12 protein-coding genes, 1 tRNA gene and 2 pseudogenes are annotated in these 17,505 nt (G+C 39.0%); 7 read left to right on the forward strand and 8 right to left on the reverse strand.

Going from position 1 to position 17,505, the window contains the following annotated elements:
- Window positions 1-105: 105 nt before the first annotated feature.
- From M1F17_RS18420 to M1F17_RS22585, 3 genes and pseudogenes are all read left to right on the forward strand, one after another.
- On the forward strand, window positions 106-2,517 hold the full coding sequence (locus M1F17_RS18420) for a TcfC E-set like domain-containing protein (RefSeq protein WP_150375740.1): 2,412 nt from the start codon (window positions 106-108) through the stop codon (window positions 2,515-2,517).
- A complete protein-coding gene (locus M1F17_RS18425; RefSeq protein WP_318837107.1) occupies window positions 2,517-3,578 on the forward strand; it encodes a hypothetical protein in 1,062 nt (353 codons plus the stop codon). Before M1F17_RS18420 ends, M1F17_RS18425 begins: the two co-directional genes overlap by 1 nt.
- 329 nt (window positions 3,579-3,907) lie before the next feature.
- Window positions 3,908-5,403, forward strand: a pseudogene (locus M1F17_RS22585) (IS3 family transposase).
- Between the two features lie 97 nt (window positions 5,404-5,500).
- On the opposite strand, the pseudogene M1F17_RS22590 reads toward M1F17_RS22585, so the two are convergent.
- Window positions 5,501-5,728: pseudogene (locus M1F17_RS22590) on the reverse strand (DcrB-related protein); the annotation flags it as partial.
- A gap of 563 nt (window positions 5,729-6,291) precedes the next feature.
- A complete protein-coding gene (locus tag M1F17_RS18450; RefSeq protein WP_272661235.1) occupies window positions 6,292-6,603 on the reverse strand; it encodes a MazG-like family protein in 312 nt (103 codons plus the stop codon).
- 436 nt (window positions 6,604-7,039) lie between these two features.
- Here M1F17_RS18450 and M1F17_RS18455 point away from each other — a divergent pair, with 436 nt between their 5' ends.
- Window positions 7,040-8,119, forward strand: a complete 1,080-nt coding sequence (locus M1F17_RS18455) for an ImmA/IrrE family metallo-endopeptidase (protein ID WP_154628786.1) — start codon at window positions 7,040-7,042, stop codon at window positions 8,117-8,119.
- Window positions 8,120-8,122: 3 nt separating this feature from the next.
- Here the strand turns inward: M1F17_RS18455 and M1F17_RS18460 are convergent, their stop codons facing one another.
- The 4 genes from M1F17_RS18460 to M1F17_RS18475 form a co-directional block, all read right to left on the reverse strand.
- Complete coding sequence (locus M1F17_RS18460) at window positions 8,123-9,067, reverse strand: hypothetical protein (RefSeq protein WP_154628787.1); 945 nt, start codon at window positions 9,065-9,067, stop codon at window positions 8,123-8,125.
- A gap of 3 nt (window positions 9,068-9,070) precedes the next feature.
- Window positions 9,071-10,048 carry a thymidylate synthase gene (locus tag M1F17_RS18465; protein ID WP_140171802.1) on the reverse strand — a complete coding sequence of 326 codons (978 nt, stop codon included), beginning with the start codon at window positions 10,046-10,048 and terminating at the stop codon, window positions 9,071-9,073.
- A gap of 310 nt (window positions 10,049-10,358) precedes the next feature.
- Window positions 10,359-11,633: a tyrosine-type recombinase/integrase gene (locus M1F17_RS18470; RefSeq protein ID WP_154639986.1), complete on the reverse strand. Its 1,275-nt coding sequence runs from the start codon at window positions 11,631-11,633 to the stop codon at window positions 10,359-10,361.
- A gap of 317 nt (window positions 11,634-11,950) precedes the next feature.
- Window positions 11,951-12,035: transfer RNA gene (locus M1F17_RS18475), tRNA-Leu, on the reverse strand.
- 414 nt (window positions 12,036-12,449) lie between these two features.
- On the opposite strand from M1F17_RS18475, the gene ampH reads away from it, so the two are divergent.
- From ampH to M1F17_RS18490, 3 genes are all read left to right on the forward strand, one after another.
- Entirely contained in the window at window positions 12,450-13,673 is a 1,224-nt protein-coding gene (gene ampH / locus M1F17_RS18480) for a D-alanyl-D-alanine-carboxypeptidase/endopeptidase AmpH (protein WP_144139663.1), read from the forward strand.
- A gap of 203 nt (window positions 13,674-13,876) precedes the next feature.
- The gene (locus M1F17_RS18485) at window positions 13,877-14,320 is read left to right on the forward strand and encodes a hypothetical protein (protein WP_136134054.1); all 444 of its coding nucleotides are present in this window, start codon (window positions 13,877-13,879) and stop codon (window positions 14,318-14,320) included.
- A 182-nt stretch (window positions 14,321-14,502) separates the two neighbouring features.
- Complete coding sequence (locus tag M1F17_RS18490; RefSeq protein WP_318837108.1) at window positions 14,503-15,006, forward strand: hypothetical protein; 504 nt, start codon at window positions 14,503-14,505, stop codon at window positions 15,004-15,006.
- A 56-nt stretch (window positions 15,007-15,062) separates the two neighbouring features.
- Here M1F17_RS18490 and lptG read toward each other — a convergent pair whose 3' ends face one another.
- On the reverse strand, window positions 15,063-16,139 hold the full coding sequence (gene lptG, locus M1F17_RS18495; RefSeq protein ID WP_004264322.1) for an LPS export ABC transporter permease LptG: 1,077 nt from the start codon (window positions 16,137-16,139) through the stop codon (window positions 15,063-15,065).
- The gene (gene lptF, locus M1F17_RS18500; protein ID WP_036958756.1) at window positions 16,139-17,236 is read right to left on the reverse strand and encodes an LPS export ABC transporter permease LptF; all 1,098 of its coding nucleotides are present in this window, start codon (window positions 17,234-17,236) and stop codon (window positions 16,139-16,141) included. The genes lptG and lptF overlap by 1 nt, the downstream gene beginning before the upstream one ends.
- Window positions 17,237-17,505 lie beyond the last annotated feature (269 nt).

The following is a 17,505-nucleotide window of genomic DNA, read 5'->3' on the forward strand; positions in this document are numbered from 1 at the left end:
ATTGCTTAGTCTAGTCGTTCGTTATTTCAATTGTGTTTGTGCATTTATCGAGTGACTAACTATTTTTTATAGTGTTTGTATTTTGTGATTTGGCTAAGAATGAATATGAAAGTATTATTTACTTTAATTCTAGCACCTGGAATAGCTTTGGGGGCAAATTTATTATCAGCAGGCAATACGATAAAAGTTCCTGATGAATTTAAGCAGTATTTTTATAATTCAGAAATTGTTTCTCAAGTGTATCTTAATGATTCTCCGCTTTTTGATGCTGTCTTTTCGCTTCATGAAAATGGACAAATTAATCTCCTACGAATTTTAGATGAAGAACCAGATATTAAACCTCAAGTTAAAAATGAGTGGGCTAATATTTTACAAAAAGGGATCTCATTAGGTGCATGTCACTCCTCCTGCCCTGCAGGACTAATCTCTGCTGAATATCGACTGGATAACTCCTCGTTAAAATTATTTACATCACACTACGAAACTGAGCAAGTAAACAATGACTATATCCATTTGCCTAGCACTCTGCCAAATGGTGTCATTATGCACAATAATTTATCTGCCGTTTCGGTAGCTTCAGCGAAGACATGGAACTTTACCTCATCTATCGTGTCCTCGCTTTTAGGATGGACACAAAAAATATCGCTGCAGACCTACGGCTCTAGCCAAGCCAATCAAACACAAGAAACCAATATTTATGCACTATACACACAAAAGGAATTAGCAGGTAACTTTATTCGCTTAGGTTTTTTTTCCCCGGACAGTGATAAGGGAAATGTTGAAACCAATGGATTTAGTACAGGCTCTGTTGCTGGAGCCATGTGGGGAACCTCAAATGCATTATTGATAAATAACGAAAGTGTCAGTGCTTACCCTATCTATGTCACCGCTGCCAATCAAGCAACGGCAGAAGTTTGGCTGGATAATCGCCTCATCTACTCGCAACAACTGCAACCAGGAATACAAGCTATTGACACTCGGCGTTTACCCAGCGGCATTTATAACATCACGATTAATACCCTAGAGAACGGTAAGATTGTGGATACTCAAATAGCTCAAGTATACAAGCCATTAGGATGGCAAAATCCCAATCAAAAATGGCGCTTAAATTTCTGGGGTGGGCAAAAAAGAGATTTAGTGATTAGCCGTAAGAACACCACCGAGAATAATAACGCGTTCATCGGCGGCGGTGCCGTCGATTACTTATTGACCCCCCGTGTTATCTTGGGAAGCAGTTTTTTAATGACCGCAGAAAAATATCAGCTCAGCGCAAGATCAACGGTAACACTGTCTTCCAATGATAGTCTTTTTGCCCAATATACCTTGACGGATGACGATTCACGAAAAAATTCGAGCGCAGATTTACGTTATTATCGGACGCTTTCACCGGGAAACTCGTTGAATGTCTTTTGGCGTCGAACTTCCCAGGATAGTTATCGCTCGACAGACTCGTCTAAGCAAGTTGGGAACGCGTGGGGGGCGTCAATGTTCACCCAATTACCGTGGGCGAGTTCACTGACATTGAATGGTCAATACATGAAAAATCCATCAAGAGAAGGGTTTGGGATTGATGCAGCATTGACAACAAAAGCCATTTTGGCTAATCGCGATGTTAATTTTCGAGTAAGTGCGTATGACCGACCTGGATTTAATCAAAAGAATCGGGAGCAAGGTGTGATGTTCGGAGTAAGCATGTCATTAATGCCGACTGCACAGCATACGTTATCAGTTGATGCGGGTATCAACGACAGTAACAGCTATTCGAGTTTAAATTATCAATGGCAACCCAAGGATGAAGGGGCACTACGTTGGCTAGGCGCTGGAATATCGCAAAGTGGTGGAAGCACACTCATTAACGGTAATGGCGCCTTGGAAAGTCGAGCGCTCAGTGGGGATGCTTATGTCCAGCATTATGTACAAGACAAAAGCACCACAGCGGGCATTAACTTAAGTCAGACACTTTTGTTGGGTGAAGGAAGACTTGCGGCGAGTAGTGGCGAACGTGGTTTAGGCATGGATTCGGCATTTATCGTAGATTTAGAATCAGATGACCCCGATATGCAAATTGTCGCTTCAGACAGTGTTAGCGAAACAAAGTTATTTCAGGGCCGAAATGTTATTCCTGCGGATGTCTGGAAAAATGAGTCCATCCAGTTTTACAGCATGGGTGAACATAATGGAAAAGTTTTTCCTGAATATGAATCAATGCAAATGAATCGAGGTAGTGTGAAATATTTAAAATTAAAGGCCATCAAAACAACAGTGCTTGTGGGGATGCTGCAAGACAACCGAGGTCAAATGTTAAGACATCGTCAGGTGATTAGTGATATTAGTAGCGGCGTGATTAATGCTGAGGGCGTTTTAACATTAGATACGGGCATCAATAACCAAAAACTCACTGTCTTAGCCGATGGTCAATTACCCGCCTTATCGTGCCAGTTACCGGACGCCCTGTCATCGGAAAAAGCCGTACAGTTTTTTCCTGTTATTCGTTGTTCATCAATGGAGGGGTTATAATGCGTTATTTTCATTACATTCTTGGTATCGTCATGTTGGCACTCAGCGCATTTGCCCACAGTGTAACGATTGATTTAACTGCAGAGTATAACGTGAATGGTAGCGGCAAGTTTAAAAATACAACCCCAATAAGCGGATATTGTAGTATACATACAAAATATTGCGATGTTGATGAGGCAAGTGTTAATTTGCCGTTAACAACAACAATTTCCTACCCTATCGTTGCTTATAATGAACCTCGTAAAGGAGCTTACTTTAACTTTCCTAAAACTCCCAGAATACTCACAGTAAGGAATCAGGATACTGGAGAAGCATTTGACGTTATATTTAGGGTAACCAGCTATTCTTCAAGACTCAAAAAAAATACTAACCAATATGATTGGGATGAAGGTGGCAAAGATTTTAGCGCACCTCGGGGAGGAGGATGTTCTTTTTATGCTACTTCATGGAGTGCGTCTGACGTATGGCTTCAATTTCTCTGGAAAACATCAGATAACACTAGTCCCTGTTATAAAATAAGCAGAATAGACAGAACCGAACCATCCGAATTTTATGACATGAGCATTGGTTACTCATTAACTGCTAAAGACAGTTTTGCAAGCATTCCTTCAGGTCGCTATTCGGGGAAATTATCATTTACCGTAGGACCAGGAGGCGATTTTGATTTTGGTGATAACTACCAAGCCAGTGACAGCGTTGTTGATATCAATCTCACTCTTTCCGTTAATCATGATTTAATCGTCACTACAACGCCAGAAGGTCGTGCGTTATCATTGCAACCTTGTAATGTAGGTAAAGTTTGTACGGAAGAACAGGGAAAACGAAACTGGGAACGTTGGATGATAACAAAAATCACTCCTCAGCTTACTGCTCGAAGTGACTTTTTAATTTCTTCAACGGGCTCATTTACAGCTTATTTGCAATGTGAATATATTCAAGGTGAACATTGTGCTATAAAAAGTGACAATAATGGACAACTGGTTCCTGTAAAAGCGTATTTGAGCTTACCAAATAATATTATTAATCAGAAAAAACCAATAGCACGGTTACACGTGCGCTAATGCCAATCCATAAGGATATAGTAAATAATACGTTTTCAACACGAGATATTGGAAGTAATCGTAAGGGAAGCATCGATTTTTTGGTCACTCAGCATGATGTTGATACTATGCTCTTGACAAGACCGGATACTTACCGAGGAACAGTGACCGTTATTTTTGACCCAAATATATATTAATTTGAAACGAAATGAGTGGATCTAGTAGATATGAAAGTCTGGAGATCGGTGAGTAACCCCCGTGTTAGCATCGTTGTCATCTAGATTTTTAAGGAGATAACTATGCTAGCTAATCCAGTTCCAATTGATGTGAAAACGAAAGGTCAAACTTGGTTGTTACTACCGTATAATGGGGCTCACCGAAGAATTGCTAAAGAATTAGATGTGAGTCCTTCCGTGGTCTAAGTGGAGAAATGAACTTGTTGAAAGCGGTCTATTGCCTACAGAATTGCCGTTAGAAAATGCTACTGCTGATTTTTCAGCGGAGCAGAGATTTTTCATCGTGATTGAAACTGCAACAATGTCTGAGCGCGAGTTAGCTGAATACTGTAGGTCTAAAGGGGTATTTGTCGATAACGTTAAAGCTTGGCGAGCACTATCTATCAAGGCTCAGAGTGCAATATCGACTTCAGTATCACACAAAGAAAATAAGCTACTACATGAAGAAGGCAGAAAGATAAAAGCACTTGAGAAAGAGTTAGCACGTAAAGAGAAAGCACTCGCTGAAACCGCTGCACTACTGGTTTTGCGGGAAAAGTTCAATGCCCTCAGGGAAACCAGCGAGGAAGACTGATCCCTATTCCAGGCGGCTTAAACTAGTTACACTTGTTAATGAAGCTGTGCGCAAAGGGGCAACAAAGATAAAGGCTTGTGCCACTGTTGGGTTATCCATACGAACGTTTCAGCGTTGGACTCAGAACTCTGGTGAAGTCACAAGTGATATGCGTCAACAACCTCGGCAACATGAGCCTCATAATAAGCTCTCAGAAGCAGAAAGACAGCAGATATTAGATACCTGCAATACAACAAAGTATGCAGATTTACCGCCGAATATCATCGTTCCAATGTTGGCTGACGAAGGCATTTACATTGCCTCAGAGTCCACATTTTATCGGGTACTAAAAGCAAACAACCAGCTAGGCAAGCGGACGCGTATCAAAGCTGGCACAAGATCTTCTCGACCAAAGGTTCAAAAAGCCTGCAAACCGAACCAAGTATGGTGCTGGGATATCAGTTATCTGCCATCTAAAACAAGAGGAAAGCACTATTACCTCTATTTTATAATGGATATCTTCAGTAGAAAAGTAGTGGGTGCGGAAGTGTATGATCATGAGCTAGGCGAATATGCAACAGAGTTACTCCAAAGAACAGCATGGCGGGAAAAGTGTGTGCAGGGCGACATTACTTTGCACTCTGACAATGGCGCCTCAATGAGAAGTTACACTATGCTTGCAAAGATGCATGACCTTGGGGTAGTAAGCTCTTACTCCAAGCCTAGAGTAAGCAGTGACAACCCATACTCAGAGTCATTATTCAAAACAATAAAGTACTGTCCTTCATGGCCAATGGATGGGTTCTCTTCAATTGAAGATGCTTGATGTTGGGTGGGTAATTTTGTTGACTGGTATAACAATGAGCATAAACACAGTGGCATAAAGTATGTGACACCTCAACAGAGACACTGCGGCAAGGATAATGAAATTCTCCGACAGCGTATGCAAGTCTATCGTCGCGCTCAATTGAACCATCCAGACAGATGGAGTCGGCAGACAAGAGACTGGAGTTATATCGATGAAGTGTACTTGCCCCCTGAAAAGTGCGCAGCGTAACCATTAACGTTGCCAAATTGTAAAAAAGACGACAACTTGCCTGCTTTTTGTTCGGGCGGTAGCGTGAACTAATAAGGTAGCCGTGAATCCCGTCGCGTCCCAGTACAGAGGGCTTTTCTTCAAGGAGTTGCCAATCTTTTTGGGAGCGTTGCAAAAGTTGCTTTTGGCGAGCAACATAGTCATCAAAGGTTTCATCAGCGGGTTTGTTATCCCGAGAAATGTTAACCGCATTGCCAGTGGGGGAAATCAAGATGTTGACAGTTTGTTCTTTGTAGCCCTCAGGCAGGCTGATGCTTCCTTCCGTGAATAAACAACGTTGCTTCATGTACGTAATCCTTTGTTTTTTTATATGGTTTGTTGAAGGGTAAATATTAATGTAATAGTGAAAATTATTAGATTAAAACGAAATTTATAGGTTACTATGTTACATAAATCAAATTATCAACATTATTGAATGGTTGTAAATATAAAATAGTTGTGAGGCTTTATGATTAAGAGCCTACCTCAATAGGTGATACAAACAGTATTTTAAGCAGCTGGCATTAACGTTTAAAGACGATAGATACTGCGTCAGCAAACATCAGTTCTCTAAAGTTATTTATTTGTCAACTCCCTATTGAGATAGGTTCTTAGTAACCAACAATGAAACTTATTGGTTCAGACATAATGATAAATTATGAGAACAACACAGTAACTTTTATTTAACTGAGATAAATTAACAAATTATAAATGAAATTACGAGAAAGTTTATCGCTGGTGATAATAAATACCACTCCAATTGTGATAACTTTACAGGATCGAATAAAGATTAAGGAAATATATTCCGATATAATTCCCATTTTTACATACTTAAAAACGGAGATTAGAAATAAATACACTAACTATTACTTATAATTTTTGTCTGTCATAATACTCTATAATTTGTAATGCGACAGCCGCAATTTGAACTAGTTCATCACGGGAAGTGCCTGCGAACTTCCCTCCGTAATAATCATGTAGAATAGCTTGATTAAATTCACCGACCTCTTCACCTAGAATAGATGCCCATATAAACGGGCTAAGATCACGATCTGCACCCCACTTGATATCCTGACTATTCATTTCAGCTATGACATCTTTAATCGCGTTAGTACCTAAATGTTTGTCTTTCATCATATTATAAACTTTTTTCGTTAAATCATAATACTTAAGGTTTAGCATTAAAATTCTAGACAGTCTATACTTAACATGTATATTATTACTTCAATAGTTAAGAATTTTTTGCTATAAACTAAATAATCAATTTTTAATCAAAATTATACAAGTGATAAATTTTGCATATTTCCTTCCATAGCAAGCATTTAAGAAGTATTTGTGAAAGTGAGAGCTACGCAAAAGAAATCTTGGGAGTTCAATTATCCAAAAAATTATTACGTCGTATTTTTGATATTGATGCTACACAGAATATACTAAGTTTACCTGTTGGAAACCCAAAATCATCCTTTCAGGATGGGGAAGAATATATTATAGTATGCCTCGACTCTAGCACTGATATCGGTTTCACTTGTGGGCATACTACCCCTCCCAAAAATGCAGATGGTTCAGTTGACTGGAGTAATGTTAGTCGAATTAAGTTAATGTTCATAGGTGATGAAAAATGATTAGTAAACTTGGGTTTAGCCCTGACCGGGTGTCTCCTCCGGGCGATACAATCATAGATCTGATGGATGAACATGGTATTACAGATCAAGAATTCAGTAAAAAAATTGGCCTTTCCCTAAAAAAAGGACAGCAATTACTGAGTGGAGATATTTCACTTGATGAAAATCTAGCTTATAGACTACAAGATCTATTTGATGTTTCTAGCGATTTTTGGCTGAGACGTGAAAGCAGGTATAGAAAACACATTACACATTTGGATAATACCAATAAAGCATGGCTTAATACCCTCCCTGTACGAGATATGATCAAGTATGGTTGGATTCCTAAAACATCATCATTTGAATCAAAACTGAAAAACTGCCTAAACTTTTTTGGTATAAATTCGGTAAACGATTTTAACATAGAATTATCTCCTTTAGTTGCATTCAGAAAGTCCGTCAGTCTAAAAACTATGCCAATGTCTGATTTGGTCTGGATAACTAAAGCAAAAGAAATCAGTTCAAATCATCAATGCAGCACTTGGAATAAAGATAAACTAAAAAGTCTAATACCTGAGCTGCGTAAAATTACAAATGAATCTGATATAAAAATATTTATACCACGCATTCGTACTCTCCTGGCTACAGCGGGTGTTACTTTAGTTGCTCTTCCAACTCCTTCAGGATGTCGTGCAAGTGGCGCAACTTGCTTTTTTGAACCCCATAAGGCAACTCTAATTGTGAGTTTCCGGTATCTAACAGATGACCATTTTTGGTTCACTTTATTCCATGAGATTGGCCACCTTATCCTTCATGATGCTATAAGTATCCGATTAGAAGGAGAAACAAAATTGTCCTTAGATGAACAAGAAGAAAAAGAAGCTGATCTATTTGCAACTAATACTCTAATACCAGAACCTTTTCAGGAGAAAATCAAATACTTTAGCGCTAGAAACTGGAAGGAGATTGTACGAATTTCTAGACTGGTGGGAGTGTCAAAAGGAATTATTCTAGGTCATCTACAACATATAGGAAACATTCCATATTCTCACCTTAATAGGCTTAAGGTGAGGTATGAAAAGGATGATATCCTATAGTCTTTATCCTCCGAAATATCTATAACTATCGGGGGATTTTTGCCAATTACAAAGTGCATCTTCTAATACCTGCATTCTTAGATAATTAATTGGCAATATTGTTGCAAGTGAAGATAACTTTTTGTTTAATACCTCAATTGAATCGCCACTACCTATATTGTTACTGAATAAAAGCCGACACCCTTTTATTGGCCCTGTGGAGTTACGTAAAAAAAGATGATTAGGCTCGACGTCTAATAAGTTCGTCTTTTTTAACATTGTTAAATAATCGAACTTAGCCGTTCTTCCGAAGGAAATAACACTTCTCATATTTGAATATAATACTTCAAAAAGTAATTCTGGAGTCTGAGCAATCATTTTTGCTTCATCAAATCTTGCTTCATGACTTCTCGTTTGTCCTATAAAGTTAATGTAAGATTGAAATACTTTAGGAATTGAGCGTCTAGAATTATATTTTAAAGTTTCATACTTTCGATGATTACCATATTGCCTTTGCGTACTTCCTCTTATTAATTCTAAAGAATTATTTTCGTACCACATTTCAAAAGCTCCAAAATTCTCTGTTATCTTATCCCAAGTCCATATATCTGTACCTAATCCACTATATATATCACTACAAAGTTTCCACTTTGTTTTAATATTCTTACCAAAATGAGTAGCAAGAAAAATTAACCAACATGCTTCATCATAGTTACCTGATTCATAATGTAATCTAGCTGCTCGTATAGGATCAAATAGGTCAGAGTTTGGCTCGGTACGATAAGGACTTACTGGCTTACTACTGTTTGAAATAACTTTTACAAATTCTATACGACGAATACTATCAACTAATTGCATAGCAAGTGTCATATAATGCTCATCTGAAGAAAGTCCATTAAGAGAATATTCACTTCTATTAAAATTTTTTAGTGATAATACTAAATTATGTGCTAGATTATGCCTTCTCATTTTTTATTTTCCTTCAAAAAAAATTTCATATGAACTATTCACAAGCTTGCCTAGCTCAACTTTAGCCTCATTTGAATATAATGGATTATTCTCTTTTAAAAGAAAATGAATTTTTATGATTCGCATTAAATCTTTCCAGTAATCATTTAATTCGACACTATCAAGATCATAAAGCTTATTATCCCTTAATTCTTTTTCTATGTTTAATAACTTAAACCTATAATCAAGAGTATCTATTGCTGGCATTACATCCATTATAGACCGTGTACTCATAAAACCTTCTTTTTGCAAATTATTTATTTTTTCAAAATCCTTCTCATACAAATGCATACTAGATACAAAGTGATAATAATTACCTAACTCACATTGTAAAATTCTAGCAACAAACTCTTGTATCATTGTAAAAGCGAATATATCATGAGTTAGTCCCATAAATGCATCATTAGAACGCATATTAGAAAATAAATGTAATTTATTTTCTCTAATTAAAAACTGAAGAGATACAGTGCATGGAATATCTTTATATTCACTTAATCCATTATTATCCTTAGAAACCAAATCTGAAGAATCGAATAATTGTATTAAAGCTCTTCTACTCGTTTTTTTATTTTTTAATAATGATATTATATTTTCTATCTGATTATACATATTATGCATATTAAAAAGACGAGATCCATATCCTCCATGAACCTTTCCATCTTCTTCTGCGTAATCAATATATTTAGGTATATAGTGATGGATAAATGAAAGATCATTACTTCCTGTTAAATACCACAAAAACTCCCCTAAACAACTGATTATTTTACTTCTAGATTCCGTTCGACTAACACGCTTTGTAGGGTCAGTCAGAATTAAGCATGCTCCTAATATTTCAAGATTCTTACCTTTTGTTGGTGAGTTTTCGATGCCACCAGACATAATAGCCTTATGCACACCGTTCAGTAAATCATCAATACAATTAGCTTCTTCAAGAAATGCCATAGTCTCGGCTCTTACCAATTTCAACGTATTTCTTTATTAACACCTACATATTTTTCAGTCAATCCCTGTATAAAGTAAATGAGTAATAGAAGCATTAAATTAGTATTAATAGCTTTATAAGTAGACTTTAAAATATATTTTTATCCAAATACTGAGCGTGATTATACGTGTAACGGATCTAATACTTATCTATATACCCAGCTCAATCCATGTAGAGTTATATCCCTTCTCATACAAAATTGTACCCATCGTGTAAAGGGCTCCATCCCCTTACAGCTTTCCTTTATATCACAACAATTGATGATCTAATTTAAATTATCTTTAATGGATCATTGCCAAACTTAGCAAAACTAAAAGGCGAAATTTCTTTCTCCCTATTCGCATCCAGATAATCTGCCCACCATTGCACCATCAATCGCCGTTCCTCAATATGTTCCGCTTTATGAATATAAGCAGCCCTGACTGAGTTACGCTCTTGGTGGCTCATTTGTCGTTCTACCGCATCCTTCGACCACAGTCCTGACTCAATCAACGAGCTACATGCCATCGTTCTAAAACCATGTCCACAGACTTCCGTCTTAGTGTCATAGCCCATTACACGTAATGCATTGTTAACCGTGTTTTCACTCATTGGTTTTCTTGGATTATGATCACCGATAAAGATCAGTTCGTGGTTACCACTGAATTGATAGATCTGTTTCAATATCTCAATGGCTTGTCGGCTTAAAGGTACTAAATGGGGCGTGCGCATTTTTGATCCACGATGTGAGTGTTTAACCCCTTCTATCGCTTCGCGTTCAGCAGGGATCGTCCACATGGCATTTTCAAAATCGATTTCATCCCAACGGGCAAAACGCAGTTCACTGGAACGAATAAAGACTAATAAGGTGAGTTTTACTGCAAGTTTAGTTAAAGGCCTTCCTTTATAATCATCAATGCGTTTTAAGAACTCTGGTAGGCGTTTAAGCTCTAATGCAGCTCTATGAACTCGTTTACCAGTGGCAACTGCACCAGCCATATCTTGCGCTGGATTATAGTCGATTAAACCACTTTGGACTGCATAACGCATTATGGCGGTTACACGTTGTTGCAAACGTGCCGCAACCTCAAGACGTCCAGACATCTCCACTGCTTTAATCGGTTCGAGTAGATCACGAGTTTTCAGTTCAGCAATATTGCGTTTACCAATAGCAGCAAAGATATTGTCCTCAAGGCTTTTGAGGACTCGATGACTATGCCCTTCTGACCACTTCTTATTGGTCGCATGCCAATCGCGAGCTACCTTCTCAAAGGTGTTAAATTCCTTTTTCTGTTCTTCCTTTAATTCTTTCTTGAGCTCGCGAGGATCGATGCCTAAAGCAACTTGCTTTCTAGCGGCATCCCTTCTTTCTCTTGCATCCGCTAAAGAAATTTCAGGGTATACACCAAAAGCCATCAAATGTTGTTTGCCGCCAAAGCGAAAACGAAAGCGCCAATATTTAGAACCATTGGGGTGAATATAAAGAAACAAGCCATCACTGTCTGTCAGTGTATAAGCTTTCTCGTCTGGTTTAGCTGCTCGAACTTTCGTATCGGTTAATGCCATATTCTTTGTCCTCTTCACCCCAGAGTGAGTATATAAACGAGATATCTCAGATTACTGTCGATGATTTCGAGCTGAATAACCAACTATGTGCCTACGCCACAGGCTGCGCCTGCATTGCTCTAACATCAGTAATTTGAGATAAAATGAGTATACATTCATTATCGAAGCGGTGTATATACTCAGATGTATACTCACTCGGAGGTTGATGTGGGTTGAGTTAAGTTGATATGCATTGACTGAAAACGCGGGAAAAGCCTTGCAAACACTGGATTTTAGATACAAAAAAAGACGTCGGTTGACGTCTCTTGATGTTCTTATGGTGCCGAAGGCCGGACTCGAACCGGCACACCCGAAGGCGGTTGATTTTGAATCAACTGCGTCTACCAATTCCGCCACTCCGGCACGAAGTGATGTGTTTCTTGGAAAACGCTGTCATTATACTTGCCTTGTGTCTACTGGCAACACTTATTCGTGAAGTTACAGTTTGTTCGATTAAAAAAAAAGCATATTCCTTAGATCTGATTAAATCACTGGGAAAGCTTCTTTTGTTTATATATCTATTAATGAGTATGTTAACTTCTCCCAAATTATTTTTCTTATCGCAAGGCTCTGTGACTGGCGGCAGGTCATTATTTTTGTTAGTTTATCTGCAATCTAATGTCAATATTTAAGGTTTAATCATGGGTTTTGTTGGGTGGATAGCAACAGGTATCTTTATTGGCATCTTAATTGGTGTCGTAATGAAGATTTTCGCGAAGAAAAAATAATATTGGCTGAAAGGTCATTTGCAAACAATCATATCGGCTGGCTTCCAACATGAAGAAATCATTTCTAAAAATTCTGTCTGTATCTGCATTGTCTTTGGTGTTAATGGCGTGCTCAAGTAAGACAGAAAAAGCACCAAAGTTTCTGCAAAGTAATGATATTGAATCCTCAGATTGGCAGGTTTTTGAGGGAGATAGAAGGACTTACGAGCGCGTCGCTAAGATTGTCGATTTGTATGCTAACCGCATTTTTAATGAAAGCAATGCACGGGGCATGGCAATCATTGTTATCGATAATAATCAGGCGTTGTCACGCTATTATGGTGAAACCGCACCTGGCAATGGTAAAAAACCCGGTCCAAATTCATTAATTCGCATTGCATCAATTACCAAATTAATGACAAGCGAAATATTAATTAAGCTCGAACAGGATAAGAAGCTGTTAATTACTGATCCGTTACAGCAGTATGCCTACCACGGCGTTAATGTGCCTGATAATGCCAGCGGGCAGCCTATTCGCTTATATCATTTAGCGAGCCATACCAGTGGATTACCTCGAGAACAACCCGGCGGAAAATGGGGTCGCCCTGTTTTTATTTGGCCAACTCAAGATAACCGTTGGACATGGCTAAAAACAGGTAAGTTAGATGCGACACCAGGCACAGAAGCTTCTTATTCCAACTTAGCATATGACTTATTGGCTGATGCGATGGTTAAAGCTTCGAGAGTCTCTTATCCCCAATTATTTAACCACTATGTGACATCTCCCGCCAAAATGACGAATACCACTTATACCCCTAACAATGCGCAGTGCGCACTGTTAATGGAAGGAACAAAACCAAGCCCTTGCCATAACACACTCGCGGCAGCAGGAAGTGGTGGCGTGTATTCTACCCCTGCAGATATGCAAAAATGGATGCAGCAATTTTTATCGACAGACAGTAACTTAAGAAAAGTCACCGCAGCCCGTGAGCAAGGTATCTATTTTCCACGCGAAAAGCTTTTGGAAATTAAAGGGATGGATGTTGCAGGCCATGCTGATGGACTCGGCCTTGGGTGGGTGTATATGAAGCCTAAAAACGGCACTCCGGGAATTTATCAAAAAACCGGCGGTGGCGGTGGGTTTAATACTTATATGGCGATGATCCCACAGCAAAATATTGGGATATTTGTGGTAATGACCCGCAAAGATAACAGTAAATTCAGTAAATTAACAATTGGAGTTAACGAACTGCTCGCTTCACTGTCGGCTAACCATGCGTATGGGAAACATTGAAGGAGTACCGCCGAAGCGTTACAAGCAATGGCGAATTACACCCCAACCTTAAAACGTGGATTTACCCGCATTATTACATTAATTGCGACAACAGCCTGAGATATTCAGGCTGTTTTTGATAATTTTCTTAGCCTTTTTTATAATCAATTTTATTAGGTTCTCGATAATATTTTAGTAATGTCATTTACTTATAAGAGTCCATAATGAGAACCAAGAACTCCTCAACAATACTGAACTATCATTCCGAACCACAACGTAAAATTAGCCCAATCGAGTTTAATAACATTCTGAATGATATTAAAAACCACTGTATTAACAGCCCAAAAGAGTTAAAAGCAAGATCAATAACTATCTCAATCCCCAAAAGCTATTCTGATGATTTTGAAATGCTAGCGATTAAAGCCTATCGACAAGAAGAGCGGCGTATTTATCGAGAAGAATGTTCTGCTGCTTTCAAATTCAAAACACATAATGGGATGAAACGAGGCATTTTTTCTTTAGCTCAACAACTGGCTAATAAAAGCGGTGAAAATATTTTAGCGATGGATCCCCAGCCTCACGCAGCCCTCCCCAAAAGAAAATTATTTCGGCCACAACCGCCATTTATCGCCTTTATCAGCGCACTCGGTTATACACTTTTTAGCTAACAGTAAAAAACGCTGAGTTATAACCGCCAAAATAGTTAGCAAAACCATGTCGTTACCTGATAAATATAATAGCTTGGCCCTTCAAGCTATTATTTCACTCTCGATGTCGCTTTATACAATGTTTTTACCTGCCGAAAAGCTAGGATTATTTTCTCTCTCATTTTGTTAAAATAGGAAGTCAGATGAACATATATTCACTTTTCTCACACCATATACTGCGCCCTTCCACGATTAAACAAGGTAGAGCATCTGAATTAGTTTTACAGCTCAGAAAAATCTATAATCACCACACAGCTTACCCCACTCCCCAGCAGCCTACTCAGATAGAAATCGATCTTAGCCAGCTTAATTATCTCAAACTGGGAAATAATCAAAAAGAGTTAGAAAAAACCGCTGAATATAAACAGTTAGTCGATAACACTCGCCAAAAAGCACAAAATGAATTTACCGAAAAAGTATGGAATCACGCCTACCCTCTTCGTCAGTCATATACCGCTAACGGTGGAATGTTTTCTTACGCCCAACAATTAGCTAACAAAAGCCGTTGCAATGTCATTGGTGTTAAAGGTGAATATGTCCCTGCATTAGAGGGAAACAAGCTGCAATATATTATGTTTCGCCCTCAAAACAAACTGTTAGGGATTATTAGTCACTTAGGTAATGTCCTGCTAAGTCAGCAATGCTAAAAAGAAAAGGGCTGTGAACCCCGAAGACTCACAGCCCTTTATTTGCCTATAAACGGTTATTTTCGTTTAACTAACAATGTGATACTTACTATCAGGAATAGGACGCTTGGCAATGCTGCTGCAATAATCGGTGGCACCGAATACACTAAGCTCCAATTACCGAACCCTTGGTTAAGTACGTAAAAGAGGAATCCCCCCACAATACCTGAAATAACACGAACGCCCATAGGAACGGTACGTAACGGCCCAAAAATAAATGAAACTGCCATTAGCATCATAACTGCCGCAGAAAGTGGTGCGAGGATTTTTTTCCACATGCTCAGCTCATAAACCGCAGCCACTTGGCCACTTTCTTTTAAATATGAGACATATTGATACAGGCCGCGGATTGATAGCGAATCAGCATTCAGTGAAACTATTCCTAGTTTTTCTGGGGTTAGGTTGGTCTTCCAATCCACCGTCAATCGCTGTGAACCTGTGATTTTTTTCTCGCTACTTAGAATTGACTCATCCACTTGAGATAACACCCAAAGCTGATTTGTCGAATCGTACTCACCATTCGCAGCAAACATCACCGACTTCAATTTACGTTGGTCATCAAAACGATAAATCGACACATCTTGAATCGATGTCGCATTATTAATCCGCTGAATATGAATAAAATCATTGGCATCTTTTGCCCACATACCTTCATCTGTCACAACTAATGAGTTACCCACGATTTTTTCTGCGCGATAATTTCTTGCCCACTGTTCTCCCGCAGGTGCGATCCACTCACCAATAAACATTGCGACAATGACCAATGGAACTGCTGTTTTCATCACCGATAATGCGATTTGTAAGCGGGTAAAACCGGAAGCTTGCATGACGACTAGCTCACTACGTGAAGCCAGTGCCCCTAACCCCATGAGTGCTCCCAACAAGGCTGCCATTGGAAAGAAGATATCAATATCTTTTGGGACAGTTAATAAAGTGAATACACCTGCGCTCAATGCCGTATAGTCGCCATCACCCACTTTGCGAAGCTGCTCGACAAATTTAATGATCCCTGCCAGTGAAACGAGCAGAAATAGCGTCACTAAAATCGAATTTAAAATGGTTCGACCGATATACCTATCTAAAACACCAAACATCAGGCAACCCCTTTACTCAATTTAAGACGCATACGTCTCATTGGGACGGTATTCCACGCATTTAGGACTATCGCTAATATTAAATACCCCACATTCACCGCCCACATAGTATACCTTGGGTCAAGGTCGCCTTTATCAGCACTATTACGCAATGTACTTTGTAATAAAAAGAAAATGAGGTATAGCAGCATCGCTGGAAGCATACTTAATACCCGTCCCTGACGTGGATTAACTTCGCTTAATGGCACGACCATCAAGGCCATGACGACAACGGAGAATACTATCGTTAAGCGCCAATGGAACTCCGCGTTCACTTCAGGAGTATTTTCAGACCACAGTTGTAGCATATTTTTTTGCTCGACTCGGTCACTACGCGTTTCTGCGGTTTGGTGGTCAACAATAGCTTGGTAATTAACAAAGTCAGTTATTCGAAAATCTCGCAATAACGCGGTTCCTTCATAGCGAGTACCTTCGTTTAAAACAACGACTTGTCGGCCATCGGGGTCTTCTTTCATATAACCGCTATCAGCCACTACAACTGAAGGCCGTTGTTCATTTGCAGCGCGTAGCTGTGCAAGAAATACGTTCTTGAAGTTGCTACCTTTTACATCACCAATGTACAGGACATAATTGCCATCTTTAGTGGTTTTAAATTGCCCTTCCACCATCGCAGCTAGCCCAGGGTTCGCTTTCGCATCAGCCAATACTTGTTCTTGATATTGCGATGACCATGGTAACATCCACGTGATATTAGCCACCGCAACCATTGCGGTAATGACCGCTAGGACTAACGCGGCTTTTACTAAAACACTTTTACCTAAACCGCAGGCGTGCATTACCGTGATTTCACTTTCAGTGTAAAGTTTACTGTAGGTCATCAAAAGCCCAAGGAATAGGCTCAAAGGTAAGATAAGCTGCGCCATTTCAGGCACACCTAACCCCAGTAAAGGAAGTACTAAGTTTGAGGGAATGTTGCCCTGAACCGCAGCGCCAAGAATATCTATCGACTTCTGGCTAAAAAAGATTAGCATCAATACAAAAAGTATGGCTAACTGACTTTTCAGGGTTTCCCGTACCAAATATCTAATAATGATCACGCTTATTACGCCTGTGAAAACTTGTCTTTTGGGAAGAAAATGGCTAAGTTCGTTCGATGTCTGCCATTTACTAACATATACTCTAGTTTATTGTATGGCTACAATGATATAAAAGCATTCTCTATACTGGTTGAAATATCAGAACATGCTTAATATTCGAGAAACCAGATATACCCGCCATACTTCATGGTGTATCGCAATTAACAGCATACAACGTGAGCTATTTCGCGTATAGATGGTTAGTTTAACATAAAGAGTTCATTCTCTAT

The organism is Providencia sp. PROV073, from assembly GCF_033688125.1.
GTDB lineage: Bacteria > Pseudomonadota > Gammaproteobacteria > Enterobacterales > Enterobacteriaceae > Providencia > Providencia hangzhouensis.